The 24,413-nt window shown below is 65.4% G+C and carries 25 protein-coding genes and 1 tRNA gene; 10 read left to right on the top strand and 16 right to left on the bottom strand.

What is annotated here, in order from left to right; translation table 11 throughout:
* Positions 1 to 34: 34 nt before the first annotated feature.
* Together ACP97_RS00855 and ACP97_RS19510 are read right to left on the bottom strand one after the other, a co-directional pair.
* The gene (locus ACP97_RS00855) at positions 35 to 835 is read right to left on the bottom strand and encodes an LptM family lipoprotein (RefSeq protein ID WP_049995961.1); all 801 of its coding nucleotides are present in this window, start codon (positions 833 to 835) and stop codon (positions 35 to 37) included.
* A 58-nt stretch (positions 836 to 893) separates the two neighbouring features.
* Positions 894 to 1,037 carry a hypothetical protein gene (locus ACP97_RS19510; RefSeq protein ID WP_154019870.1) on the bottom strand — a complete coding sequence of 48 codons (144 nt, stop codon included), beginning with the start codon at positions 1,035 to 1,037 and terminating at the stop codon, positions 894 to 896.
* 2 nt (positions 1,038 to 1,039) lie between these two features.
* On the opposite strand from ACP97_RS19510, the gene ACP97_RS00850 reads away from it, so the two are divergent.
* The 5 genes from ACP97_RS00850 to ACP97_RS00830 all read left to right on the top strand — a co-directional run bounded on the left by ACP97_RS00850 (position 1,040) and on the right by ACP97_RS00830 (position 4,775).
* Entirely contained in the window at positions 1,040 to 1,987 is a 948-nt protein-coding gene (locus ACP97_RS00850) for a DUF4129 domain-containing protein (protein WP_237561044.1), read from the top strand.
* Entirely contained in the window at positions 1,984 to 2,559 is a 576-nt protein-coding gene (locus tag ACP97_RS00845; RefSeq protein ID WP_049995960.1) for a DUF7269 family protein, read from the top strand. The genes ACP97_RS00850 and ACP97_RS00845 overlap by 4 nt, the downstream gene beginning before the upstream one ends.
* Positions 2,556 to 3,860 (top strand): DUF58 domain-containing protein, encoded by a 1,305-nt coding sequence (locus ACP97_RS00840; RefSeq protein ID WP_049995959.1) that lies wholly within the window; start codon positions 2,556 to 2,558, stop codon positions 3,858 to 3,860. The genes ACP97_RS00845 and ACP97_RS00840 overlap by 4 nt, the downstream gene beginning before the upstream one ends.
* The gene (locus tag ACP97_RS00835; protein ID WP_049995958.1) at positions 3,857 to 4,354 is read left to right on the top strand and encodes a DUF7519 family protein; all 498 of its coding nucleotides are present in this window, start codon (positions 3,857 to 3,859) and stop codon (positions 4,352 to 4,354) included. Before ACP97_RS00840 ends, ACP97_RS00835 begins: the two co-directional genes overlap by 4 nt.
* A gap of 229 nt (positions 4,355 to 4,583) precedes the next feature.
* Positions 4,584 to 4,775, top strand: a complete 192-nt coding sequence (locus ACP97_RS00830) for a hypothetical protein (protein WP_049995981.1) — start codon at positions 4,584 to 4,586, stop codon at positions 4,773 to 4,775.
* A gap of 93 nt (positions 4,776 to 4,868) precedes the next feature.
* On the opposite strand, the gene ACP97_RS00825 is transcribed toward ACP97_RS00830, so the two are convergent.
* On the bottom strand, positions 4,869 to 5,816 hold the full coding sequence (locus tag ACP97_RS00825; protein WP_049995957.1) for an AAA family ATPase: 948 nt from the start codon (positions 5,814 to 5,816) through the stop codon (positions 4,869 to 4,871).
* 83 nt (positions 5,817 to 5,899) lie between these two features.
* Between ACP97_RS00825 and ACP97_RS00820 the strand changes: the two genes are divergently transcribed.
* A tRNA-Ser gene (locus ACP97_RS00820) sits at positions 5,900 to 5,984 on the top strand.
* A 31-nt stretch (positions 5,985 to 6,015) separates the two neighbouring features.
* Here the strand turns inward: ACP97_RS00820 and ACP97_RS00815 are convergent.
* The 5 genes from ACP97_RS00815 to ACP97_RS00795 all read right to left on the bottom strand — a co-directional run bounded on the left by ACP97_RS00815 (position 6,016) and on the right by ACP97_RS00795 (position 9,889).
* On the bottom strand, positions 6,016 to 6,249 hold the full coding sequence (locus ACP97_RS00815) for a hypothetical protein (RefSeq protein WP_049995956.1): 234 nt from the start codon (positions 6,247 to 6,249) through the stop codon (positions 6,016 to 6,018).
* Positions 6,250 to 6,291: 42 nt separating this feature from the next.
* Complete coding sequence (locus ACP97_RS21125) at positions 6,292 to 6,771, bottom strand: hypothetical protein (protein WP_336884746.1); 480 nt, start codon at positions 6,769 to 6,771, stop codon at positions 6,292 to 6,294.
* Positions 6,772 to 6,859: 88 nt separating this feature from the next.
* Positions 6,860 to 8,716 carry a DUF2070 family protein gene (locus ACP97_RS00805; protein WP_049995955.1) on the bottom strand — a complete coding sequence of 619 codons (1,857 nt, stop codon included), beginning with the start codon at positions 8,714 to 8,716 and terminating at the stop codon, positions 6,860 to 6,862.
* Between the two features lie 36 nt (positions 8,717 to 8,752).
* On the bottom strand, positions 8,753 to 9,310 hold the full coding sequence (locus ACP97_RS00800; RefSeq protein WP_049995954.1) for a GMP synthase subunit A: 558 nt from the start codon (positions 9,308 to 9,310) through the stop codon (positions 8,753 to 8,755).
* 24 nt (positions 9,311 to 9,334) lie between these two features.
* The gene (locus ACP97_RS00795; RefSeq protein WP_049995953.1) at positions 9,335 to 9,889 is read right to left on the bottom strand and encodes a DUF7097 family protein; all 555 of its coding nucleotides are present in this window, start codon (positions 9,887 to 9,889) and stop codon (positions 9,335 to 9,337) included.
* Between the two features lie 381 nt (positions 9,890 to 10,270).
* Here ACP97_RS00795 and ACP97_RS00790 point away from each other — a divergent pair, with 381 nt between their 5' ends.
* The 3 genes from ACP97_RS00790 to ACP97_RS00780 all read left to right on the top strand — a co-directional run bounded on the left by ACP97_RS00790 (position 10,271) and on the right by ACP97_RS00780 (position 13,513).
* Positions 10,271 to 11,779, top strand: coding sequence for an alpha-isopropylmalate synthase regulatory domain-containing protein (locus ACP97_RS00790; protein WP_049995952.1), 1,509 nt, complete (start codon positions 10,271 to 10,273; stop codon positions 11,777 to 11,779).
* Positions 11,780 to 11,860: 81 nt separating this feature from the next.
* Positions 11,861 to 12,721 (top strand): 3-hydroxyacyl-CoA dehydrogenase family protein, encoded by an 861-nt coding sequence (locus tag ACP97_RS00785; RefSeq protein WP_049995951.1) that lies wholly within the window; start codon positions 11,861 to 11,863, stop codon positions 12,719 to 12,721.
* 45 nt (positions 12,722 to 12,766) lie between these two features.
* Positions 12,767 to 13,513 carry a hypothetical protein gene (locus ACP97_RS00780; RefSeq protein WP_049995950.1) on the top strand — a complete coding sequence of 249 codons (747 nt, stop codon included), beginning with the start codon at positions 12,767 to 12,769 and terminating at the stop codon, positions 13,511 to 13,513.
* A gap of 1 nt (position 13,514) precedes the next feature.
* Here the strand turns inward: ACP97_RS00780 and ACP97_RS00775 are convergent, their stop codons facing one another.
* Positions 13,515 to 14,618 carry a glycosyltransferase gene (locus ACP97_RS00775; protein ID WP_049995949.1) on the bottom strand — a complete coding sequence of 368 codons (1,104 nt, stop codon included), beginning with the start codon at positions 14,616 to 14,618 and terminating at the stop codon, positions 13,515 to 13,517.
* A 24-nt stretch (positions 14,619 to 14,642) separates the two neighbouring features.
* Positions 14,643 to 15,695, bottom strand: a complete 1,053-nt coding sequence (locus ACP97_RS00770; RefSeq protein WP_049995948.1) for a glycosyltransferase family 4 protein — start codon at positions 15,693 to 15,695, stop codon at positions 14,643 to 14,645.
* 91 nt (positions 15,696 to 15,786) lie between these two features.
* On the opposite strand from ACP97_RS00770, the gene ACP97_RS00765 reads away from it, so the two are divergent.
* Positions 15,787 to 16,062: a ribonuclease P protein component 4 gene (locus tag ACP97_RS00765; protein ID WP_049995947.1), complete on the top strand. Its 276-nt coding sequence runs from the start codon at positions 15,787 to 15,789 to the stop codon at positions 16,060 to 16,062.
* 217 nt (positions 16,063 to 16,279) lie between these two features.
* Here the strand turns inward: ACP97_RS00765 and ACP97_RS18720 are convergent, their stop codons facing one another.
* From ACP97_RS18720 to ACP97_RS00730, 6 genes are all read right to left on the bottom strand, one after another.
* A complete protein-coding gene (locus ACP97_RS18720) occupies positions 16,280 to 17,239 on the bottom strand; it encodes an RNA-guided endonuclease InsQ/TnpB family protein (RefSeq protein ID WP_161782607.1) in 960 nt (319 codons plus the stop codon).
* Positions 17,240 to 18,930: 1,691 nt separating this feature from the next.
* The gene (locus tag ACP97_RS00750; RefSeq protein ID WP_049995944.1) at positions 18,931 to 19,425 is read right to left on the bottom strand and encodes a hypothetical protein; all 495 of its coding nucleotides are present in this window, start codon (positions 19,423 to 19,425) and stop codon (positions 18,931 to 18,933) included.
* Between the two features lie 23 nt (positions 19,426 to 19,448).
* Positions 19,449 to 19,868: a hypothetical protein gene (locus tag ACP97_RS00745; protein WP_049995943.1), complete on the bottom strand. Its 420-nt coding sequence runs from the start codon at positions 19,866 to 19,868 to the stop codon at positions 19,449 to 19,451.
* Positions 19,865 to 20,530: a hypothetical protein gene (locus ACP97_RS00740; RefSeq protein ID WP_154019869.1), complete on the bottom strand. Its 666-nt coding sequence runs from the start codon at positions 20,528 to 20,530 to the stop codon at positions 19,865 to 19,867. The genes ACP97_RS00745 and ACP97_RS00740 overlap by 4 nt, the downstream gene beginning before the upstream one ends.
* A gap of 224 nt (positions 20,531 to 20,754) precedes the next feature.
* Entirely contained in the window at positions 20,755 to 20,958 is a 204-nt protein-coding gene (locus ACP97_RS00735) for a hypothetical protein (protein WP_049995941.1), read from the bottom strand.
* The gene (locus ACP97_RS00730; RefSeq protein ID WP_049995940.1) at positions 20,955 to 23,489 is read right to left on the bottom strand and encodes a DUF5906 domain-containing protein; all 2,535 of its coding nucleotides are present in this window, start codon (positions 23,487 to 23,489) and stop codon (positions 20,955 to 20,957) included. Before ACP97_RS00730 ends, ACP97_RS00735 begins: the two co-directional genes overlap by 4 nt.
* Positions 23,490 to 24,413 lie beyond the last annotated feature (924 nt).

The raw sequence follows: 24,413 nt of genomic DNA, 5'->3' as shown, positions 1-24,413 counted from the left end.
AACAGCGGCGTCCGTTGAAAGCCGAAATCGGGCGCTATCCGCGCCGGTACTCGACGAGTTCGACCCGCTCTGAGAGATCGCCGTTCTCGTCGTAGATGGCGACGTACGGGGCACTGGTAAACGCCTGCTGAGTGCAGACCTCCTGACTGAGCGTGCCGTTGACGCGCGTCTCGACGGTGTAACATTCGACACCGGCGTAGTTGTCGGTGCCGACGACCGCGATGCGCAGTGATCCCTCGGCGGATTGCTGGGAGAACTCGTCGCCGACCGAGAGGTCCTCGCCGCCGACCGCGCCGGCACCGATGCCGCCGAGCTGGATGGCGAGCAGGTACGCGTACGCGGGCGAGGTCACGAGCTGGCTCTCGACCTCGCCGACCGGGCCGGTCACGGTCGAATCGAACGATTCGTCGCCGAGTTCGTACTCGACGCTCACCTTCGCCCGTCCGTCGGCGATCTCCGTCGTCTCGAAGGCCATGCGTCCGGTGCCCTCCTCGGCCGACTCGATGTCGAAGACGTAGCGACCGGGTTTCGAGAGGTTGAACCACTCCTCCTCGGCGTCCAGCGCGGCGCTGCTCGATGCGCCGTTCGCACCGCCGGCCGCATCGTCGCCGGACGAGTCACTCGCCCCGTCCGCGCCGTCGCCACTCGACGCATCATCACCCGTGTCCGCAGCAGCGCTCGAATCGTCACTCACGTCGCCGCTTGTCCCATCACCCGGCGTCGAGGCCGCAGCCTCGCTGTCCTCGCCCGGTCCGCCGAGACCGCCGAAGCTCGTACAGCCCGCGAGGACGACCACGATACACAGCAACACCGCTTGGAGAATGCGTCGGTTCATTGTAGGTTCCTGTCACACGTCCGCCGTCACGGCGGACCGACGGGGTTTCTAGGAGCCATCACAGGCTATACGCATCGTCCGGGACGAACCCACGGACTGGGATTTTCCCACCGGCTGCACCGCTCTCCACCGACGAAAGACCGAACGCACAGTTCGTGCCGTGATCACGGTCGGCGTCGTCGTACCGATCGCGGGACAACACTCATGCACACTCGTCCCGGCAGTCCGCCCGTGAACCGCGACGCGCTCGGCGTGCTCGCGCTCGCCATCGTGACCGTGCTCGCCATCGCCGTCGGGGCGGCCGCCATCGACGCGCCGACGCGGACCACGGGCACGGGCGGCGGCTCCGGCGGCGGAAGCGGTGGTCTCTTCGGCGAGGGGAGCACGTTCAGCCTCGGCCAGCCGGCCGACCCGCCCACGTTCGGTGGCGGTCCCCCGAAGATATTCTTCCAGCTGCTCATCGCCGTGCTCGTCGTGGGCTTTCTCGTCGCGCTCTATCTCCAGCGCGACGAGATCGGATTCCGTGACCTCCGGAACGTCGCGGTGGTCGTCGCGGCTCTCGGGGCTCTCTCCATCGTGTTCTATTACGTCATCCGTTCGTTCTCCGGCAGCAACAATACCAGAGGTGCGAACGGGACGATTGGGCGGGCAACGCCGGCGGTACCGGGTGGCGGCGCGGGCGGGGCCGCCGACACCGCCCTCCAGCCCGTTGCGACCAACCTCCCGCTGGTCGCGCTCGTGGTCGGTGCGGTGCTCCTCGTGGGGCTTGCGGCGGTATTCCGATCGGATGACGAGGACACACCGTCGGAGAGCGAGTCGGAACCGGACGGAGCCACACGGATGACGGAGGTGAGCCAGGCGGCCGGACGGGCGGCCGACCGCATCACAGATGGAAGAAGCGTCGACAACGAGGTGTACCGCGCGTGGCAGGAGATGACCGACCGACTCGACGTGGCGAACCCCGCCACGCAGACGCCCGGCGAGTTCGCCCGCGCGGCGGCCGACGCCGGCATGGCCCGCGAGGACGTCGCCGAACTCACCGACCTCTTTCGGACCGTGCGCTACGGCGGGCACGGCAGCACCGATGAGCGCGAGGCGCGCGCCGCGGCCGCGCTGCGACGCATCGAGACCGAGTACGCGGAGGAGCCATGAGCCGCGCGCGCTGGCTCGCCGTCGCGGGCGGGGTCGCACTCGTCTGCTGGGGGCTGGCAGTCGCCGTCGCGCCGGCGCTGGCCGACGGCGTCGAGACGACACCCGCGCTGCTCACCGCCGTCGGACTGATCGCGCTGGCCGGCGGTGGCGTGGCCGTCCACGCACGGTTCCGAGCCGACGGCGACGACCCCGACCTACCGACCCCGGAGACGAAGCGAGCGACCCCGACGCCGGGCGCGGGATTCGACGAGCAACTCGCCGCGCTCGCGTCGGGCGATCGGATGCGGGGCGCACGCGAGCGCCGCGCGGTGCGCGACCGGCTTGACGAACTCGCCGTCGCCGTGCTGGTGCGGAAGGGTGACGGCGAGAGCGACGCCCGCGAGGCGCTCGCCGCGGGCACGTGGACCGACGACCCCTACGCGGCGGCGTTTTTCGCCGAGGCGCGCGCATCGGACGTCCCGCTCGAAGAACGCCTCCGCACGGCGTTCAGTGCCGAACCGAACGGTCGGCGGCGGGCACGCCACGCGGCCGACGCGCTCGCGGACATTGCAACCCGGGAGCGCGAGCGATGAGCGCCGCGCGAACGGGCGAACCCGGCGCGGACGACGACCGGGTGCGTCGAACGGGGCGGTGGCGAGGGGTGAGCGCGCTCGCACTCGTTGGGGGTGCGGTCGGCATCCTCGCGGGCAACGCCGGACTCGTCCTCGTCGGGTGTATCGGTGTCGCCTTCGCCGCGTTCGCGCGCGCCGCACGCCCGCCGCCGGTCGAACTCGACGTCGAGCGGTCGGTGAGCGACGCCGACCCAGCGCCCGGAAAGGACGTGGCGGTAACAGTGAAGATCGAGAACGCCGGCGAGCGCGCACTCACCGACCTCCGGGTCATCGACGGTGTGCCGCCGGCACTCGCCGTCGCCTCGGGGTCACCGCGGCTGGCGACCGCGCTCAGGCCCGGCGAGACCGCGACGCTGTCCTACGAGGTGGCCGCCGCCCGCGGCAGACACGCCTTCGAACCAGCGCTCGTCGTCGCCCGCGACACGAGCGGGACGGCCGAGCGCCGAACGCGAGTCCGGGCGACGGGCGAGACGTCGATCACCTGCGTGCCGGCGCTCGACACTTCCATGGGGATCGCGCTCCGCAACCAGACCATCGGCCAGCCCGGGCGTGTGCTCACCGACATCGGTGGTAGCGGCGTCGCCTTCCACACCACCCGCGAGTACCGTCCGGGCGACCCGCTCTCGCGCATCGACTGGAACCGGAAGGCCAAGACCGGCGACCTTTCCACTGTGGATTTCCGCGAGGAGCGCGCCGCCGCGGTCGTACTGGTCGTCGATTCGCGCGAGGAGGCCTATCGCGCGCCGAGCGAGGACCACGACAGCGCCGTCGAGCGAAGCGTCGGCGCGGCCGGGGCGCTCTATCCCGCGCTCACAGGGGAGGAGAACCCGATGGGAATCGCCGCGCTCGCGCCCGAAGAGTGTTGGCTCGGGCCGGGCGTCGGGGCGACCCACCGCGCTCGCGCCCGCGAACTGCTCGCCACCCATCCGGCGCTCGCGCCGACACCGCCCGACGAACCGTTCTTCCCGTCGGTGCGGGTGCGGCGGTTGCGCCGGCGGCTGCCGTCGGACGCCCAGTTGGTGGTCTGCTCGCCGCTGTGTGACGACTACATCGCAACCCTCCTCCAACGGCTCGACGCCGGGGGCCACCGCGTGAGCGTCCTCAGTCCCGACCCTACGGGCGAGGGGACGCCGGGCCAGCGGGTGGCTCGGGCCGAGCGGTCGGTCAGGCTCTCGACGCTGCGCGGGGCCGGGATTCCGGTCGTCGACTGGGGCGACGAACCGCTCGCGACCGCGCTCGCGCGTTCGGGAGGCTCGCGATGAGCGCTCCGGCCATCGACGACGCGCCGCCGCGACTGAGCGCGGCCCTCGCAGTCGGTGTCGCGGCTCTCGGCGCGCTCGCGCTCGCCGTCTCGGGACCAGCCTTTGCGGTCGGCGCGCTCGGGGTAGTGGCTCTGGGGTTCGGACTTCGCTCAGCCTCGCGGGCAGCCGTCACGCTCGGGAGCACCGGACTCTTCTCCGGGACGCTACTGGCCGGTCTCGCGGGTACAGGGCCCCTGTTCCTCCTGACGGCGACCGCCGCCGCGATCGTCGCGTGGGACGTCGCCGAGTTCGCCATCGGTCTCGGCGAGACGGTAGGGAAGGAGGCCGAGACGCGACGAGCGGAACTCCTTCATGCGGGGGCGAGCGGTGCGCTGGCGCTGCTCGGTGCCGGTGTCGGACTGGTCGTCTATCGGCTGGCCGGCGGCGGGCCGGCGCTCGTGCCCATCGCCCTGCTCTGCGGTGCAGTGGTGCTGGTCCTCGCGCTGCGACCCTGACTGCCCCACAGGTCGCCGACGAACCGCCGTTCGTTCGAGCCGCCGAATCCGAACCCGAGACGGGCTTTTCATGCGATTCGATGACTATTGGAATACGACGATCAGTCGTGGAAGATACGCCCGCCACACTCCTATTTGTCTAGTCCCGAACCCGTATTAACCTGTGCCAGCCGGAACGAACCGGGTCTTCCCGGGGACGTATGTCGTCGGCGATACGAGTGGGTATGCAATGGCACAATCAGAACAGATGCCCGAGGAATCCGGTGCGCCGTACCTCGCTTTCGGCGCACTCGGCTCCGTGGCGCTCGCACTGTACGAATACTACATCCGCGACAACCAGCAGCGCGGGATGTTCATCGGTCTGTGGCCGCCGACGATGATCGGCTTCGCGGTCTATCTCAAACTCCAAGACGAGGAGTAGCTCGCGGTGGACCGGGTCCCTCATCGCTCACCATCGAAACGAGTCAAATAGAGGAGCTACTTCCGACGACTCACGGAGGTCCGTCCGGGGATATCAGACCGTCGGTACCCGCACCTCGTCGAGCACGCCCTCGATTATCGATTCCTTTTCGACGTCCTCGACGGCGGCATCCGGCGTGAGCACCAGTCGATGGGCCAACACCGCCGGCGCGATGCGTTTGACGTCCTCCGGCGTGACGAACGAACGTCCCGACAGCACCGCGCGGGCGCGGGCGGCCTCAAACAAGCGTTGAGTTCCCCGTGGCGAGACACCGACCGCACAGGCCGAGCGCTCGCGGGTCGCCCGCGCGACGGCGGTCATGTAGGAAAGGAGGTCTTCTTCGACGCGCACCGATTCGGGGACCGCCTGCAACGCACGCACCCGCTCGGCCGAGAGCACTTCTTCAGTGCGGGGACTGCGCTCGTCTCGCTCGGCGCGCCGCCTGAGCAGTTCGACTTCCCCACTTTCGTCGGGATAGCCGATCGCCGTTTCGACGAGAAAGCGGTCGACCTGTGCCTCGGGCAGTTCGAAGGTGCCCGCCATCTCGACGGGGTTCTGGGTGGCGATGACGAAGAAAGGGTTGGGCAGGGCGTGGGTCTCGCCGTCGATGGTGACCTGTCGCTCCTCCATCGCCTCCAGGAGGGCGGCCTGCGTTTTGGGTGGTGCACGGTTGATTTCGTCGGCGAGCACCACGTTCGCGAAGACCGGTCCCTGCGAGAACGCGAACTCCCCGGTGCTCTCGTCGTAGACGTGCGTGCCGGTCACGTCGGCGGGCAGGAGATCGGGCGTGAACTGCACGCGCGAGAAGGTGAGTCCGAGCGCACGGGCGACGCTGCGGGCGATGAGCGTCTTTCCAGTTCCCGGAACGTCCTCGATGAGCACGTGCCCGCGCGCGAGCACGCCCAGGAGAACCGTTTCGAGCAGCGAGCGCTCGGCGATCACCGTTCTGTCGAGGGCATCCAGCACGCCCCCGATCTCGTCGTGGGCCGCGTCGACGTCCATGATTTTTTCGGTGTGTCGAGGCGCTTATGGGTGGCGGTGGCGACCGAAACCGATAAAGTGGTCTCGGGCGAACGGTCGGTGAAGCCGGGGTAGCCTAGCCTGGCCAAGGCGGTTGCCTCGAAAGCAACTGTCCTCACGGACTCGTGAGTTCAAATCTCACCCCCGGCGCTTCTCCGATTGCTCGTCGTCGAGCAACGGCTCACGCCGTGTCGTCGGAATCGTCGAGCCGGCCCTCGACCAGTCCACCGCTGAGGGCGACCCAGCCGAGTACGGTCACGAAGAGGATGGGCGGGAGGACGGCCAGTCCCAGCAGCGGGTTGACGCCCCAGAGCACGATGAGCGTGACGTCCGCGAGGCCGAGCGCGAGCAGTGGCACCATGACGAGCGCCACGCGCTTGCGGTCCAGTTTTCCCGCTCCCTCGGACTCGCTCATACCGCACTCTCGGTCCCTGCGGGCAAAAGCGTCGCGCTCGCCTCACAGCGAGGACTGGCGACCCATCCGCCGAGCGCCGCTCGCCCGCTGTCCGCCGACGAGATAGCCGTCGACCCTACTCGCGTCGTGCGGAGCGGCGTCCTGCACCCACACCCGCACCCGGCGCTCGCTAGCCCACTCGCGTGCGAGCGCCTTCGATTCGAAGACTCGCCGCGGGCCACGCTCGTGGACCCACTCGCCGGCGGTTCGACTGTGCCGCCGCGCCGAGGGTTTGATTTCGAGCACGTACTCGTCGCTCACGGCTCGATTGACGCGCTCGGTGCTCTTCTGGTTGTGGGTCGCACCTGCCGGCCGCGGTGGCGGTGCTGTGGCGGCGCGGTCGCGGCCACGCGGTTGCGGTGTGGTTCCCTCGGCGGATGAAGGGCGAGCGCCCCGGAGGGGTGCGAGGGCTTCGGCGGAGCGGTTGCGGTGCGGATACGGAACGGTGCGGAACGCGCCAGCAGTCGCACCACGAACGAGCAACGCGAGTGAGCGGGAATTTTTGATGAACGTTTTTGCAAGGGGTTGAGCGCGCGAGCGGAGCGAGCGCGACCCCCCGCAGTAAAAACGTTCAGGTGAAGGAGAAGACGAGCACGCTGACCGCGAACAGCGCGAGGACGACCGCACCGGCGAGCGCGCCGCCCATCGCCACCATCGCGTTGGCGTGGCTGGCGAGCGTCTCGGTCCGGTCGTTGCCGAAGACCGTGACACGAGCGCGCTCGGTCGCCATCCCCGTCTCGACGGGTTCGCAGTCGGCGAGCGCCCGCTCGACCAGCGTCTCGATGTGGGCGACGAGTTCGTTGTGGGGGATGGCGTCCCCGACTTGATTCGTGGATTCGAGCGTGTTCACGACGTGGGTGTCGCTCGTCATCACCTCGGCGGTGTCGACGCTATCGAGCCGGCCGACGATGGCCTCGCGCAGGCCGGGTTCCATGTTGTTGCCGTCGACGAGCACGTAGGCGGTCGTCTCGTCGCCGGCGGCGAACACCGCGACCCGAATGCCGAGGGGCCCGATTCCCTCCGCGGGCGTCCACGGCGTCTCGTCCCACGCGACGCCGAGTTCGAGCGGTTCGCGCGGCGCATCCGCGAGCGCGTCGGCCACCTCGCCGACGGCCTCGATGAGGTCGAACGAGCGCTGGCTGCCCGGGACGACGTGGCCCAGATCCGGCCCCTCCAGCCCGTTGTTCGAGTTGTGTGCGTCGACGACCATCGCCTCACTCAGTCCGTGTGCGCGCGCCTCGGCGGCCGCCGACAGCCCCACCGAGTAGTCGATGTCGTCGGCGAAGTTCGGCGCGTAGGTCGCCACGAGCAGCGCACCGTCGCCGATGGCGTGGCCCGTGACCGTGGCTTCCCCCACTGTGGCCCGCCGGCTCGCCGACCCTCTCCTTCCGTACTCGATGCCCTCGCTCGCCCGCGCGACGGCGTCGAGGACGGTATCGACCTCGCGCTCGGAGACGAGGTTGAAGTCGTGGCCGGCGGTCGCGTGCGGCGGGAATCCCAGCCCGTCGGTACTCTCGGCGACGCGTTTTGGGAGGTCGCCGCCACCGATCTCGCCCATCGGGCCGGGATGAATCATCGGCAGGACGAACCGTGCCTTCTCGGAGCCGTCGGGCCGGCGCGCGGCGAGCACGGTGACGGGGACGAGCGCCTCCTCGCCGAGCGTCTCGAAGAACTCCTCGATTTCTCGCGTGCCCTCGGCGATGTGCCCGATGAATCCCCTGAGGAAATCGAGCACGCTCACACCGAGGCTCCGCCGCCACGGGCGGTCGATGACGGTCACGAACGCCCAGACACCACCGGCGTAGAGCAGACAGAGGAAGACGAGCAGCGCGAAATTCAGCGGTTCGACGGCGACGAACTCCGCCGGCCCGCGGTTCGGTCGGGAGAGAAACGAGCGCACGAGCGGCCCACCGACCTCGACGAAACGCATCGCGCCGCTGTAGACGAACACCAGCAGCGCGACCGCCCCAGTTTGAACGCTCGCCGGAATCGCCGCGACGAACAGGGATTTCCGAGAGACGGCGAGTACCACGAGCAGTCGCAGCGCGAACACCGAGGCCAGCCCCACGGTCAGGACGTCGAAGACGAACCGCTGGCCGAGCGGCGTGAGCACGGCGAGCGCGCCCGCGCCGACGAGGAAGGCGACGAGGATGATCTCGCTGACGAGCGCGAGCAGCGAGGCGCGATTCGGCGTGAGCTGCCCCCCCAGTCGGCGGTCGACGGGCGGGGTGAGCACGCTCGCGGCGATCGTGGGCACCCCGATGAAGAAGACGCCCTGCCAGGCGTCTTCGAGGACGAACCGCGAGTCGAAAGCGGCGACGCCGGCGACGGCCGCGATGAGCAGGGCAAAGCCGAGGCTCGCGTACCACTGCGGCGCGCGGAAGACGTACCGCGAGAGGGCCGCGAGGTCGCCCTGCGTGGTCGTCATTGTGGGCTACACCACCCGAGCGCGGTTAAATATCCCTCATTCGTCGTTCTCACAGATCGCCCGGAAGTTCCCGAATACCTCTTCTCCGCGTTCGGTGTGGGCGACTTCGGGATGCCACTGCACCCCATACAGGCCCCGTTCGGCGTCGCTCATCGCCTCGATCTCGCAGACGTCGCTCGTGGCCGTGCGGGCGAAGCCGTCGGGCAGCGCCGTCACCTGATCGGCGTGGCTCGCCCAGACCCGCGTTTCGGGCGCGAGCGATCCCACGAGCGGGTCCGTCTCGTCGTCGATTTCTACCACTACGTCGGCGTAGCCCCCGTATTCGCCCGCACCGACGGTCCCGCCGAGTTCGGCGGCGATGATCTGCATCCCGAGGCAGATGCCCAGCACAGGAATATCCATGTCGAGGTACTCGCCAGAGCACCCGCGCTCGTCGATGGCCGGCCCACCCGAGAGCACCACCCCGTCGGCGTCGATGTCCTCGGGGGGCATGGTGTTCTCCACAGTCCGAGTCTCGACGCCGATGTCGTCCAGTGCACGACCCTCCAGATGGGTGAACTGGCCGCCGTTGTCGACGACGACGATTTCGGTCATTGGCGGATTGTGGCGACGAACCGGCTAAAGCCCCTCGGAACGCGAGCAGTTACAGTCCTCGTCCGTGCGGCGTTCGGCGGCCGACGCGAAATCGAGTTCGGCGCGTTCGCGGCTCCGCCGGCCCTCGCGCGCGGCGAGCGCCTCGGCATCGGGGCTGGCGTCGTCCGCGATGCGCGCCCACGACCCGTGAATCTTGGCGTGACACCACCGGCAGAGGAAGACGGTGATCTCGTGGCTCGTGTGCTCGTCGTCGGCGTACGAGAGGTGATGTTCTTCGAGCAGCGGCCGCCCGTCGGAGTGAGCCTGCCGGCGCTCGTCGAGCCCACAGCGAACGCACTCCCGGGAGCGGTTTCGCGCGCGGAAGTGAGGACAGTCGGGCCAGTCCCAGTCGGGACCGGCGTCGGTGACCACTGGGCACCGGAACTCGTCGGCGCGGCGCTCGCGGGCGAACGCGGGATCGTGATGGTCGTGTTCGAGCGCGTACCGACACCGTCCGTCGTCGGTGAGATGGTCGCACCGCTCGACGAACTGGTAAGGGTCCTCGACGCCGACCGAGCTGCCGGCGGGCGTCTTCTTCATACCGGACCGTCGTTCCGGAGTGATGTCAATGCCACTCCTTCAAAAACTGCGCCAACGAATCCCGCTAACGGCTACGGACTCAGGACGACTGTTCGTGTTCGATTATTCGCACTAATTAGTGGCGGCAGCCGACTCGTTCGGGGCAATTACTGACTCAAGCGAGAACCGCAGCAGCCCACATGCCTCCCCAACCGATTCGCTCCGCTCACTCCGTTCGCGATGCTCATCCCTCGCGCAGTGTTCGCGCTCGGTCCTCGCTGTTGCTCGCACACGAGCGTGGGCGCGCCACCGCTCAAAATCGAAAAAGCGGACCGCAACATCTGTCGGAACGCACCGTTTTAAATACCTCCCGCGCGGCGCTGTGAATGGCTATCATGACCGGTGAACGTTTTATTCGGGGGCTCCCCCGAAACCACTCCGCTGTCCGACGCTGAGGTACAGTTTCTCGACACGACGCTCCGCGACGGCGAACAAGCCCCCGGCGTGTCGCTCTCGTCCGACGAGAAAGTCGGCATCGCCCGCAAACTCGACGGGGCCGGTGTCTCGACGATCGAGGCCGGCAGCGCCTGCACCGGCGCGGGCGAGCGCGAGACCATCTCGCGGGTCGCGGGGGAGAACCTCGACGCGCGGGTGACGAGTTTCTGTCGCGGTATCGAGCGCGACATCGACCTCGCGCTCGATTGCGGTGTGGATGGCATCAATCTCGTCGTGCCCGCCAGCGAGCGCCACATCGAGGGCAAGGTCGGCACCACGCCCGGCGGCGTCGTCGAGACCACCGTCGAGTTGGTCGAGTACGCCCGCGAGCACGGGCTCTGGGTCGAGGTGCTCGGCGAGGACGGCTCCCGTGCCGACCCCGCGTTCCTCACCGAGCTGATGGGCGCGGCCATCGACGCCGGCGCGGACCGGATCTGTTACTGCGATACCGTCGGCTACGCGACGCCCGAGCACACAGGAAAAGTGGTCGCCCAACTCGCCGCATTGGGACCGACGAGCACCCACACCCACGACGATCTGGGCATGGCGGTGGCGAACGCGCTCGCGTCCATCCGGGCGGATGCGGACCTCGTTCATGCGACCGTCAACGGCATCGGCGAGCGCGCGGGCAACGTCGCGCTCGAAGAGGTCGCCATCGCCCTCGCCGAGGGCTACGGCGTCGAAACTGTCGACACCACAGGTCTCTACGACCTCGCGCGGACCGTCGCCGATTCCACAGGAATAGCGCTCGCGCCGAACAAAGCCGTGGTGGGAGAGAATGCCTTCACCCACGAGTCGGGCATCCACACCGACGGGCAGTTGAAGGACGACGCGATGTACGAACCCTACCCACCAGAACGGGTGGGCCGCGAGCGCCGGCTCGCGCTCGGCAAACACGCCGGGCGCGCGGGTGTCGAGGCGGCGCTCGCAGAACACGATGTTACGACGACTGACGACGAACTCGCCGAAATCACCGAGCAGGTGACGGACCTCGGCGACCGGGGCAAGCGCGTGACCGACGCGGACGTGCTCGCGCTCGCCGAAACGGTGCAGGGCCGCGAGCGTGAGCGGCGGGTCGAACTCGTCGATCTCACGACCGCGGGCGGCAGCGACACGCCGGCCGCGAGCGTCAGACTCCGCGTCGATGGCGACGAGCGCACCGCCAGCGGCACGGGGAGCGGCCCGGTCGACGCCGCCGTGGCGGCCGTCCGGGAGGCGCTCGGTTCCCGAGGGGATGCGACGCTCGAATCCTATCACGTGGATGCTATTACTGGAGGCACCGACGCCGTGGTCACGGTCGAAATCGAGATGAGTCGGGATGGGAGGTCAGTATCGGTCGCCGCGAGCGACATCGACATCACCCGCGCGAGCGTCGCGGCGATGGTCGAGGCGTTCGACCGCCTGCTCGCGGGCTGAGTCGGTTCGCCACCTCGCCCGCGCCATCCTGCCCTCACGGCCATCCAGTAGGCTTACGCCACCGCGCCGCGAGTCGCCGGTATGCGCGAACTCGATTCCATCGAACGAGTGGGCGTCGTCGGCGCTGGCACGATGGGCAACGGCATCGCACAGGTCGCCGCGACCGCGGGCTACGACGTCGTGATGCGCGACATCGAGGAGGAGTTCGTCGAGAGCGGCCTCGATTCCATCGAGGGGAGTTTGAGCCGACTCGTCGACAGCGAGAAACTCACCGGGGAGGAATCCACGGCGGCCCGCGAGCGGGTCACTGGAACCACCGACCTCACAGACCTCGCGGACTGCGATTTCGTCGTCGAGGCGGCCGTCGAGAACATGGATATCAAACAAGACATCTTCGCCGACCTCGATGAAGCGGTGCCCGAGGACGTGGTGCTGGCGACCAACACCAGCACCCTCTCGGTGACCTCGATCGCGAGCGCCACCGAACGCCCCGAACTCGTCGTGGGCCTGCATTTCATGAATCCCGTCCCTGTGATGAAGGGTGTGGAGTTGGTCGTCGGCGAGCACACCGACGACGATGTCACCGCGCTCGCCCACGATTTCGCCGAAGAGTTGGGCAAGGAGACGTGGGAATCGGACGACAAGCCGGGCTTCGTCTCGAATCGCATCCTGATGCCGTGGATCAACGAGGGCATCAGGGCGTTCGACGAGGGTGTCGCAGCGAAAGACGACATCGATAGGGGAATGAAACTCGGGACGAACGTCCCGATGGGGCCCCTCGAACTCGCCGACCACATCGGCCTCGACATCTGTCTCGACGCCACGCAGACCCTCCACGAGGAACTCGGCGACCGCTACACGCCGGCCTATCTGCTGAAACGAAAGGTCGAAGCGGGCGATTTGGGCAAGAAGAGTGGTCGAGGGTTCTACGAGTACGACTGAGCACGAACCGCAAGGCACAGGAACGACGCTCGAATCCGATTGAGTATGGCATTCAGCGTTCTCACGGTCATCCGTCAGTCGCTCAGACGGCTGGCGACGGGGCCCGCGTTGCTCGTGCTGGTGGCGCTCGCCGTCGTCCAGGCGCTCGCGGCGCTCGTTCCCGGCCAGTTCGTCCGGACCACGCCCGGCGTCGTCGGTGCCGGCGGCGGCGGTGGGTTCCCGTTCGTCGTCACCGGGAACGCGCTGTCGCTGCTCGCGAGCTTCGTCGTGGCGCTCGTCGGCATCTACCTCACGCTCGTGACGATTCGCGTGTTCGCCGGCCAGTGGGGCATCGTCGAGCGCGAACACCTCACCCACCGGGTGGGATACGGCGTGGCGAACCTGCTCGGCGTCTCCGTCGTGCTGGCGCTCGCGCTCGCAGCCGGCGCGCTCTTCGCAGTCGTGCTCGGTCTGGTGGGCCTACTCCTCTGGCTCGTCCTCCTCGTCGCGCTGTTGGCGGCGTCGTTTTTCGCCCCGGCGTTCGTCGCCGTCGAGGACGACGACGTCCTCACGGCCTTCCGCAGGAGTTTTCGCGTGCTGCGACGCTCGCCGCTGCGGGTCGCCGCACTCTTGCTCGCGCTCGTGGTCGTGAACGCCCTCCTCCAGGTGCTCGGAAATATCGTCGCCGACGTGGTCGCCTCGGTCGCCGTCGTCGGCCCGCTCGTGCTCGCGGTCGTGAGCGGTCTCGGCAGCGTCTTCGTCTGGATCGCCATCGCTCGTGCCTACGACCAGCTCGGCACCGACGCGGCCTGATTCACAGTACGGTATCGTAGACCGCGGCGAGCGCGTCGACCGAGTGCTCGACGCTCATCGCCTCCCGGCGCGCCCGACAGGTCTCGGTGAGGGAGTCGCGCTCTGCGAGCGTGCGGTCGAGCGAATTACGGAAGCCCGCGATGTCGCCCGGGTCGTAGTGATAGCCCGTCTCGCCGTCATCGATGGTCTCCGTGAGCGCGCCGCTGTCGACCCCGACGACGGGTGTGCCACAGGCCATCGCCTCCAACGCGACCAATCCTTGGGTTTCCACCGGGCTCGGGAAGGCGAAGGCGTCGAGCGCCGAATAGAACTCGGACAACTCTTCGCGGTCGAGAAAGCCGAGGAATCGAATGTCGGCATCCCGCTCGGCGGCCTCCTCCTGAAGGGTCTTGCGCGCGGGACCGTCCCCGCCGAGGACGAACGTGGCGTCCATCCCCTCGGCCGCTCGCACGAGGTCGGTGAGTCGTTTCTCGAAGCCGTGCCGGCCGGTGTAGCCGACGAGCGGTTTCGTGCCCTCCTCGGGCAGGTCGTAGCGAGCGCGGAAGTCCGAGGAACCGACCGGGGCGAATCTATCGATGTCGACGCCGTTCGGCACGACCGAGACGGGACCCACGCCCCGGCTCACGAGCGCCGCGCGGGCGGTCTCGCTCGGCGCGATGACGTGATCGGCGCGGCCGAGAAACCAGCGCTCGTAGGTTTTGCCAACCCGTGCGACCGCATCGAGCAGCCAGCCCTCGGCGAGGTAGCCGGCGTACTCGGAGGTTGGAGTGTGATAAGAGGCGACCAGCGGGCGGTCGAGGTCGCGCGCGAGGCGCAGGCCACCGAGACCGAGTCCGAACGGCGTGTGGGCGTGGACGATGTCGGCCTCGCCGACCGCATCGGGTATCGACGGCGCGCCGATGCGGAAGTCCTCGTAGAACGGAAACGGGAGACTTCTTACGGGATTTTCGCCGGCCTCGGGGTTGTACTCGTCGGCACCCGGATAGACGACGTCCATCCGTCCGTCCCTGTCCTGCCAGCGCTCGCGCCACGTCCGGATGGTGTAGGTGACGCCGTTTACCGTCGGCAGGTAGGTGTCGGTGAAGGCGGCGACGTGTGGCGGCATCGTCCGTGATTCCGGCAGGGAGGATTAAGCCGTTGTGACTTCGCGGTAGACCCGCGAAAGTTCCTCGCCGACGCGCTCCAGACTGTGCTCGGCGGCGGTTTCGCGTGCACCCTGGCCCAGTCGTTCGCGCAGGCTCGGGTTTTCCGACAGTCGGTCGAGCGCTTCGCGGAATTCGGCCCGACTGCTGCATTTCAGGCAGTCCTCGCCGTGAGTGAAGAACTCCTCGAACACCGGAATGTCGCGGACAATGACTGCCTTCCCGCAGGCCATCGCCTCCAGCACGACGATACCCTGATTTTCGACCTTCGTCGGAAAACAGAACACGTCGCCCGCGCCGAACGCACCGCGTTTGTCCTCGACCCACCCCGTGAAGGTGAGGTTTGCCGGAGGATTCTCGGTCCATTTTTTCACTACAGGCGAGGCGTGTGGCCCGGTGTCGTAGGTCCCAAACCACGCGAAATCGTAGTTGGTCGTTTCGGCGAGCCGGCAGAAATCGGTGAGACCCTTGCGCTCGAAGACGCTGCCGAGCGCGAAGACGACCATCCCGTCGAGGTCGTAGCGCTCGCGGTACTCCTCGCGGAGACTTTCGTGACCAGCGAGCGAGTCGAAATCCACGCCATTGGTGATGGTTCTGATGGGTGCAGTGACGGGATAGGCTTCGAGCAGGTCCTTGGTATATTGACTCGGACAGAGCACGAGGTCGGCCTGCGAGTAGAACCACCGGAGGTAGCGTTTGAGCAGCGGTGCGACCCGCGAGGAAAATCGGAACGACTCGCCGAAGTCCTCGGCGGTCATGTGGGCATGGAGTACGAGCGGGATTCCCTCCTTTCGCGCGTGCCGGGCGACCGCCAGACTGCCGGGACCGGGCGCGTTGCAGTGAGCGAGATCGAAGTCCCGAAACACGCCGTCGCCGGCCGCGAGCGAGCGCGCGCCCGATGGGAGATCACCGCCGCGCCACGGCGACGTGATGACGTCGATGTCGGTGTCGGCGAGCGCTTTGCGCTGCTGGGCGGCGGCGCTGGCCCAGCCGCTGCGCTGGAGCGGCCCTTCGAGTTCGAGGTAGTTGAGCGCGCGCACACCGAAAGCGCACAGGCAGGTCGAAAAAGTCCACCGAATCGGAAGGCAAAACGCATACCGCTCGGCAAAGAATCGCCGGCAGAACCCGGTCATGACGCTCGCCGACGAACGCATCGACCGTCTGCACGCACTCGCCCGCCAAGCGGCGCGTGAGGGCGACGCCGACCGTGCCCGCGAGTGCGTCAGGCTCGCCCGCCGGGTCGCCGAGCGCAATCGCCGACCGCTTCCGCGAACGTTCAGACGGTTCACGTGCGACGCCTGCGATGGCTACCTCCTGCCGGGCCGGAACTGTCGGGTGCGCACGCAGGACGGTCACGTGGTGATAACCTGTGACTGTGGCACGCAGGCGCGCTATCCGTATGGATAAGCCCCAAGTGTGTACCATTAATACCCACGCAACCGGCCTATTCGTCCACGGGTCAGCACATGGCCGCCCGTGTGCCGACCTCTTTACGTTCGACCCCGCGGGCCTCGCGGCCTTTATCGAGTGGCGCGTACCGTCTCGCCCGTTACATCCAGCGCGTCGGATAGTCACCCACCGTGGCGGCCGGCCGTATGAAGCCAACCATTCCACGAGCGCGGCGCTATTCCGCGGCTCGTTGAGCAATGTTGATAGCAGCGTTCACGTCGGCATGGATTTCGTACCCACACCGGTGACAGGCAAAGTCTGACCCGTCTCGCGCTGCTGCGTCGGTCTGGCCACACTTTCGACAGGTGGTGCTCGTTCCGGCTGCATTGATGCTTTCAACCGGGATGCCAGCGCCCGTTGCTTTGTATGCGATTTTCTTTTGCATGAGTGCAAACGGCCAGTCGTGAATAGCGTCCTCAGCTGTCTGTCGGTAGCCCGTGAGATTTTCGAGCGCAATACCACAAGGCGCGTACGACTGTGCGAGGTCAACGATGGCTCGTGACGCCTCGTCCGTCACCTGCTCTGTATACCGCTCTCTGTCGCCGCGACATTCGCGTACTCCACGGAGGTCGCCTTTCTCACCCAATCGCTTCCTCTTTTCGTTGAGTCGGTCGCGGTAGTGTCGGAATTCCCGTCCGGGCTGCATTTCGACGGCTTCGACTGACGGTGAATTGAGTACCTCTGTTACTGCGGCGGCATATAGTACGGTCTCTCCAATATCTACGCCGACGAATCGCGGTACATCAGTTGCATCGTACACCTCTACATCTTCTTTCACGACGAGATGGAGTGTCGCACCATCACTAGAGAGGTGCACTTCTGCGCTTGCCGTCTCAGCGTCTCCATCAGTAACCCGGTCGAAGTATTCGCGCTGATAGTCGCCTGTGGGGAGATGGAACCATTCTGGTTTCCGCGGTTCGAGACCGAGTTTCACGCCGTATCCACGGTCGTTCTCGACAAGCTCAACGCTGCTGTGGTCGAATCGGATATACGACCCACGACCGAACGGTCGGCCCGGATGGTTGTCTGAGGGTCTCCCATTCGAGTCCCATGACCCAAATGCCTCAGCAACTTTAAACGCCGCCTCATATGCGGTATGTGCTTTGAGCGAGTGGTCTGGGAATTCTTCTTTCACAGTCCGCCAAAGTGTCGTCTGTTGCGGACGCCACAGTCGAGAATCGAATGACGGCATTAGGTCTGCCATCCGCCCAGCAATCGCCTGCCATTGCTTGACGGCTCTTTCCAACCGTTCACGCTTTCGGTTACTGAGTTCGAGTGGGGCAACCACTGTTCGGTTGATTGATTCAGTATGAGTTGCCGCCGGGTCCACAAAATCCGTTAGTGGCGACTGCGCCATCACCACAGCTCCTGCCTATTACGGTGTTCTATTACTGCAGAGCGGTAGAGTAGCCCCATTGCTTCGGTAGAAGCGGAGATTTCCATGTTCTGACTACAGGGCGTGCAAATAGTTATATGTTGACCCCTCGTTGATTGTGACAACCGGGAGTGGCTATATGTCGCTCCCCGGGACGCAGTCGTTTCACTGCGTAGGTCGGGTTGATGTTACCTGACCGAAAGCCCGCCCGTCGTTAGGCTCGGCTGGGCGTCTCTGGCTTGAATGCACGGGGAAGGACCTTTCACCCCACGAGACCCCGCCGAGATAGCTGGCTGTCTACACAGCCACACGACGAAAAGACTGGTATTGACAACCAGCGGCCCACGCCAGTAGCAGACGAACAGGGTTGAGGCACAGGTCGTCGTCATGCGACCGACGCGGCCTCGGAAATTATACACCTGTGGTCGCTTCGGCACGCGAACGGAGCGAACGCTTCGAGCCACGAGCGGGTATCCCAGCGTATTACAGGGAGTTCCACCAAACTCCCGAAGAACGCAAAAAGAAATCGTTTCAATACAGTACGAAGTAATCGGTCCGCGAATCATGGACCCATTTAAACGAGCTGTATAGCGGAGGTCCACGAAAGAGTGAGAGATATTCACGGCTTGAAAATCGATTTAGAGGACTATCCTTGGCTCTTGACCCCCTGTCTCGGGACGGTGAAAACCCACTACGGGATTGAAACGGGGCGTGGCGTGGCTTACTGCGACCCGTCGGAACGTCTCGGGACGGTGAAAACCCACTACGGGATTGAAACGACCGAGCGTAACGTCGCGGACGACACAGTCACGATGTCTCGGGACGGTGAAAACCCACTACGGGATTGAAACCTACTGAGATGGCGAAACCCAGCATCAGTATGCCGTGTCTCGGGACGGTGAAAACCCACTACGGGATTGGAACCGAAAGTACTATGTGCTATGCCGTTGCATAGAGGGGTCTCGAGACGGTGAAAACCCACTACGGGATTGAAACCGAAGGCTTAACGCGCGCATAAAACCGACAAATCTGTGTCTCGGAACGGTGAAAAACCCTCTACGAAATTGAAACAGTTTGTCAGAGGTGGTTCGAACAGCGATGCGGCGGGTAACGCACAACGAAGGTGGAAGTGAGGCTTCGGCGGCCAAAAGTAAGGGTAAAAGCGTTCACCAACTGCTCGGCCGTCCCCCAATTGGGGGAAGACCGAAAGTGGGTATCAGTCGCCAAGACCGCGACACGGCTCGCAAACGTAGCCGCCATCCTGTTTCGCCATCCTCGATGGAACGTAAGCAAGCTTGAAGCACTCGACGCAAAACGTCATGACAGTTTTCGACTGGAAATTCGCCATACACTCGTGGTCGCAGAAGTGGTTCTCACTCCGCTCGGCACGCGCTGGTTCGACCTCGAAAGCGCCGTCGCACCATGCACACTTAACTTCCACGGGCATGGCGTCAGTCGCCTCCTGCGCCGCCAAAGGCGAGACCGTCGGGGTCCACCGCGAAGGGGTCCTCAATCGAGGGGCCGCCGGGCCGAACCCTGCGCGGTGAGGGCAGGAGGTAAGTCGGCGACGTGGCGCGCTCACGCTCGCACTCTCGACGCGCGTCGGCGAACAACGGGTCCACAGTGTCAGTCCGGTAGTACGCAACTCGTACCCCCCGGGTGTGGGTAAGCTGACGCTCGACCACGCCCGCCTGTCGAAGTCGGGAGAGCACGCCATTCTCGATGCGTCGGCGGTTCTCTCCCGTGAGGGCCATTAGCGACCGCACAGATACGCCTCGCTCGGGCGGTGTCCCGTCCCGGTCAGCGGCGGGCAACAGCCGCCACACCCGCTCTACGAGGTCGCCGAGCGTGCGACTGCTCTCCATCAGCTCGGCTACGGCGTCGGGGAGCGGTTCACGGCCGGTTACATCCGTGAGCGTCGTTTTCGCGGTCGTGGTCGTAGTCATGTGTGCGTGCTCCTATCCTACTCCTATTCGCCTTCGCTGCCGGCGGGTGCGTCCGGGTCCGGCGAGCGAGCGCCGCGGTTAATCTTCTCAATGTCGCTGTGAGAGAGTGATGCCATGTTGGTGCCGCCCACCGAGACTTGCCCGTAGGTGGGATTTATCAGCGCGAGCGTCCCGTACCCCGCCTGAAACTCCGCGAGAGTAACCTTCCCGGCGGGGAGCCGGTCGCCAAGCTGATACGTGGCGAGAGTCACGTCCGCGGGGTCGTTGGCCGTCTCGTCGGGCTTACGGACCGTGCCATCTTTTACCACATCGTAGTTGTCGGGTGCCGGTCCGACGTACGGGGCGTAGGCGACGAGAGCCCGGTCGTCGTCCTCGCCGAGACCGTAGTAGTCAGCCACGCTGATTTCAGTAGGGTCGGCGTCGTGGACGAGAGCCGCTTTCATCGGCCTCTCCCCGATTTCTCAACGCCCGTGCCATAATCCTCGGGGTCGTCGCTGCCGGCGCTCTCGCGTTCGTTCTGCTCAATGAGCTTCGCGTTGGCTTTGAGACGGGCGCGCTCCGAGGCTTCGGCGTGGTCTGCGTCCACCGTGTCCACTTCCGTGCCGTCCTCACCGACGCGTTCCGTTCCCGTCCCGTAGGCGTCGAGACGTGGGTCGGTGGGCGCTTCGGCCGCGAGCGCCTGCTGCTGTTGCCACTTCGATACGTCGCTCACACGCCCGTCGTCGCCTTCGACCCCAGTCCCGTACGAGTCCAAATCCTCGCCGCCGAGAGCGCCCGCAGTCGCGGCAGTCGTCTGTACGCCGCTGCCGGTCAGAACCGCGCCGCCGATGCCGGCACCGGTGCCGGGCGTTCTCGACGCTTCGAGTTCACCAACCACGCGGTCCTCCACGTAGTTTTCGAGCAAGTCTTTGATGACGGTTCGACGCGCACGCTTTACGGCGTCCTCGCCGAACGCCTCGACGGCGAGCGCCTCGAACACAAGCGCGTCGAGAGCCTCATGAGAGAAGCCCGCGCCCTCGGCTATTGCCGCCGTGATTCGCCCCAACTCGTTATCCGCGTCGTTGCCTATCTCCTCTGCCACTTTCTCCGTGTTAACTTCTGCCATTGTGTTGCTGTCCTGATTGCTTCCGCTGTTGCTGTTCTGTGATTGGTTCGGTGGGCGCTTCGGCGGACGCATCCCTGCCGAAGCCGTACCCGCGTCGTCGCTCGCCGTCACTTCCGCGTCTGTGCCTGTGCCTGTGCTCTCATCCACTATCCGGGGGACTTTTCCATTCCGCCCGGGTGGAATTCGCGCCCCGAATAGCTCGAAAGCTCTATCTGTTAGTCCCATTACGTTAGCTCTCTGTGTTCGTCGTAGTTCTCTGTGTAGCGCCGGTTTTCATCGTGGAAGCGCCTGCGCGCTTTCATACGTCGTAGGCTCTCAACTTTCCCGTCGAGGGCGTCGAGAGCGTCATTGACGCTTTCGAGAGCGTCGAGAATGTCTGTGTTCTCGCGCTCGTCTCCGCGGGGTCCCGCCCGTTCGTCGTTGGTCATTCACCGCCCCCGTTCGTGTCGTCGTCGTCGGCGAGCAACTGCTCTCCCCGGTCGGTGAAAGAAATGCCCGTGTAGGTCGTCACGCGTTCGCCTTCTATCGTCGTGCGGTCGCTATCGATATGGTAGTCTTCGAGCGCGAACAATTCGGTCCCGAACTGTTTGGGGTCGGCCGTCAAATTGGTCGATATACGCTCGGCCTTTACGAACTCGCGGAAAGCGTTACGAACGTCCTTCTTCGAAATTTCACCGCTCCCATCGTCGTTCGGTTCGAGCGCAACCCGCGCGAAGTGATACACCGGGTCGCTCCCGCGGAGCATGGTGTCACGAACGTCCTCGGGACTCGCCGCGTTCGTGAAGAAATCGCGCTCGCGGTCGTTGTACCAGTCGTGAACCTCTCGGGCCGCACGGGCGAGTAACCCCTCCATTTCACTCTCCGCACCGATACGCGCCTTGAGTACGTCGCGGCGCTCCACCCGCTTTTCGTCGGGGGCAGTCGGCTCTCCCGATACGAACGTGTACGGGAATTGAACAACAAGCCACCGTCTCCACACAGCCCGGCTGTCCTCGCCGAACGAGGGGAGCGTGTTCGCCGCGAACAGCCCCGTCGCCCTGTTCTTGAATTCGATAGGCGTCCTGTTCTTGACATTCGCCCATATCAGGTCGTCACCGGTCATTTTCTTCAAGACGGATTGCTCTTGAACGTCCTCGCTCGACAGGTCGGCGTTGATATTCACCATCTTGCCGTTCAACTGGTGGAGCGCGAAACTGCCCTCGTCGGATAACTGTGAGAGCGGCACGTTCGCCACGTTCTCGTTGTCGGTGGTACCGCCCTCGCCGTCCTCGCCGTCGCGGCCACCCACATCCACCGGGCCGCCGGTCGCCGAGAGGAACCGCCGCACAAGCCACAGAACGAGGGATTTGCCGTTCTCGCCGTCGCCCACGAGCATGGCGAGTTTCGCGTCGGGATAGCCGCCGTAGAGCGTGTGCGCCATGAGCTGATACAGCGTCTCGGCGTCCGCGTCGGACCCCACAACGCTGTGGATGAACGCGTCGGCGACCGGCGCTTCGGCGTCGGGGCCGGGGTAATCCCACGCTATGCGCCGTTGGTGGTACTCCTCGGGGGTGTGAGGCGCGAGGTCGAGCGTGCGCAGGTCGAGAATCCCGTTGCCCACAACCTGCCGGGCGGGGTGGCTCTCGAAACCGTCGTGCCGGAGGTTCCGCCGCTCGACTTTCGCAACGATTTCACGAATCCGGTGGTTCGTTGCAAAGTCGCCGAGCGTCCGCTCCGCCACATCCATGACGTGCTCGACGGCACCGCGCTCGTACACGCCCGTCTCGGGGTTGTAGCGATATAGCTCATTGTACCACCCCCGGACGTGCTCGCCGGGCATGACAAAGTGACACTCCCGTTCAAGTTCCTCCGCGAAGCGGTTAATCGCCGTCGGGGAGGTGATACCGCCCTCAGACTTTTCGTAGGGGTCGAGCACGCGGGCGCGGACCCGCTCCTCGAAAGGCGCGTCGTCCGACACACCTTCGTCGTCGGTGTCGTCGTCGCTCTCGGTCCCGGTGTCCGGGAGGTCGGCCGCGCGGAGTGCGCTTCGCCACGTCTCACGCCAATAACCCTCACCCCGCTCGTGGACCTTTGTGTGGGGCGAGCCGTTGAGCAACGCCCGCGCGTCGGCTTCGGCGACGCCGCTCTCAATCATGAGACAGCAGGCGCGAAAGTCCGCCCGCGAGCGGTCGTCGTCGCCGAGTGCGAGGTAGTCCCGCAGCCACGTGTGGTTTCGTGCGACCGTCTCTGCATCGGTGCCGGTTCCGTCGTACTCCGCTGGGTCGGTAGCGTCCGTGCCGGCGGTGTCCTTGTCGGCGTAGGTGGGGTCCTCGCGGAGCGCGTCGGCCAACTGCTCGGCGGTTATCGTAGCTATCGGCCGGTCGCCACCGTCGGCGATACGATACCGGCCGCCGTCGGGCGTCGCGCACGTCTCACAGTCTTCTTTGTCGCAACCGTCGAGTTGTGAGCCGGGACCAACGACGTACTGGTTGGCAACCCTAACCTCGCCCCACGAGGGCGAGGGGTTCGACTTTCCGCCGGTCACGTCCTGCATGGCGGCCACCACGTCGCCCGTCACGGCGTAGAATCGGTGGCCGCCCGTCTCGCCGTCCGTGTGGGGTGTCTCGACGGTAAGCGTCTCAGGGAGTGCGTTGATAGCTTCGAGTGCTTCGCGTGCGTCGGCGTCGGCGGCGTAATCGTCAACGTCCACGTCCACAAGCCACCCGTCGCTCTCGTCGTCGGCGTCCGCGCCGGGGCCAGCATAGACGCCGTAGTTACCCGTCAGTTGTGGGTCGTCGGGCGTACGCTGACTGTGGTTGTGGCATACCTTCGTACCGTCTTCAACGACCACGAACCGCTGGTTGCTTAGACCGGCTTCGTGGAGCCGGTCGGCCACGCGCTCACGTTCGCTCTCGGCGGTCAGGGCGGTGGTCGTGTCCAACTCCGCGACTGCACCGCTCTCGGAAGTGGTCGTACTCATGGAAGTAACCGTCCAATGCACATCTCCGCGCCGAATTCCTCAAAACACGCTTGTTGCCCGCCCTCCCTGCCGTGCCGGTAGCAGTCCAGACCGGGGGTGTCGGCCGGCAGTAGGCGGGCCACACATTCGCGTTCGCTGTTTGATAATCCGTATTCACGTTGCTGTTCGTCCATTTCTTCACTCAAAGAATGGTTATTCGTTTCACTATCTCGCCTGCTATTTTCGTATCCTTGCATGTGTGTCGTTATCTCCGCAATATCTCACGACCACAGACGGGGTAACGAAACGACTTAATAGCAGCACCGCGTAGATTAGGTCGAAGCCACCGCCCCCGCGGTCGGGTTCAATCACCGAACCGTCGTGTTTTGAGCGAGGGTGTTAATGCCACCCTCGCCTCGTTTTCATTCTCGAATAGTTGTGACGCCCTCCCGCGAGCAACGCGCCGCTGGGTAGGTCGTCGGCTATTTAGAAGGAGGTGCCGCACACTTATAACAGTCATGGTGATTGATAGGTGTAGATAACGATAAGGAATTATACCACTCGAAACGTACACTCGAATTCTCGCGCAAAACCGGATAGTATCGGTCCAAATCGGAGTTTTCGCCCGCGCGTCAGCTATCCCTGATAGAGGGATTATACCATTTGAAATACTGTTCTGATTTCAGAGAGGTGTAGTCGGGGGTCGGCGAAACTTCTTCCATAGGAATTTTCTCAACTCTCTCATGACGCGACTTTCGGAGACCCCCCCCCCCCGGCTACACCGACTACACTCTACTCCTGTTTCTTATAACCATCTGACGCTGACGACGAAATGCATGTGTTACATCTGCAGGTGCACCCGATACTTAAAAAAAAAAAAACGAGTGCAATGTGTAACACAAGAAGGGCAAATGAGATAAATACTTATGAGGCACTAAATTGACA

The organism is Halococcus sediminicola, from assembly GCF_000755245.1.
Lineage (GTDB): Archaea > Halobacteriota > Halobacteria > Halobacteriales > Halococcaceae > Halococcus > Halococcus sediminicola.
The sequence above is the reverse complement of the archived record's forward strand: the minus strand, read 5'-3'. Positions and strand labels throughout refer to the sequence as shown.